This window comes from Hydrogenophaga sp. 70-12 (assembly GCF_001897365.1).
GTDB lineage: Bacteria > Pseudomonadota > Gammaproteobacteria > Burkholderiales > Burkholderiaceae_C > Hydrogenophaga > Hydrogenophaga borbori.
Genome location: NZ_MKSS01000349.1, coordinates 1 through 1082, shown reverse-complemented (window position 1 = coordinate 1082; position 1082 = coordinate 1). Strand labels below are relative to the sequence as shown.

The following is a 1082-nucleotide window of genomic DNA, read 5'->3' as shown; positions in this document are numbered from 1 at the left end:
ACCACGCTTCAGCACTCACAGAGGAAACCCGTCGGATGAACAGCCACAAGAATGCCAGATTGACGTTTGAAGGACGCAAATTGCTCATCGAGCGCATCGCCGTCATGGGGCTGATGCCAGCGGCCGAGGCCGCAGGCATCAGCGTTCGGACTGCCCGCAAGTGGCGCCGTCGTTTCGAAGCTGGCGGACTCGATGCCCTCATGGACAGCAGCTCCCGGCCTGCCAAGACGCGCAGCACCATCGATGAGGCGCTGGGCCAGCGCATCGAGCAGCTGCGACGCAGCCGCATGCCCATGCACCGCATCGCCGCTGTGGTCGGGCGCAGCGTGGCCACCATCAGCCGCTGGCTGGCCAGGCTGGGCCTCTCCAGCCTGAAAGCGTTGCAGCCAGCTGTGCCCGTGGTTCGCTACGAACACGACACGCCCGGGGCCATGCTGCACATGGACACCAAGAAGCTCGGGCGCATCGAGCGCCCCAGCCACCGCGTCACCGGCAACCGCCGCGACTCCGTCGATGGCGCAGGCTGGGAGTTCGCCCACGTGGCCATCGATGACCACAGCCGGGTGGGCTTCGTGCAGATGCATGCCGATGAGCGCAAGGCCTCGGCGGTGGACTTCCTGCAAGCCGCCGTCGCTCACTACGCGGCGCTGGGCGTGCGCATCGAGCGCTTGCTGACCGACAACGGCTCGGCCTACCGCTCGCGCCTGTTCGCCAAGACCTGCCAGGCCCTGGGTATCAAGCACTGCTTCACTCAGCCCTACCGACCGCAGACCAACGGCAAGGCCGAGCGATTCATCCAGACCTGCCTGCGCGAATGGGCCTACGGCAGAACGTGGCAGCACAGCTCAGAGCGCACCGCCTGGCTTCCATCCTTCTTGAGCTACTACAACACCCGCAGGCCTCATTCGGCCCTCGGTCATCGCCCTCCGGCTTCCCGCCTCGGTGGGAATAACCTATTGCAACTCAACAGCTAGGCCCTGGTCCCGGGGCGGAATCGGGGCCGCCAGAAACAAAAAGACACCGTCGAACGGTGCCTTTTGTGGGGAGGGTGCGACGCTGCGACTCAGGTCGGCACTTTTTTG

General features: G+C 65.3%; 1 protein-coding gene. It reads left to right on the top strand.

What is annotated here, in order from left to right; genetic code table 11:
- Positions 1–35 precede the first annotated feature (35 nt).
- Entirely contained in the window at positions 36–974 is a 939-nt protein-coding gene (locus BGO22_RS18145; protein ID WP_286852077.1) for an IS481 family transposase, read from the top strand.
- Positions 975–1082 lie beyond the last annotated feature (108 nt).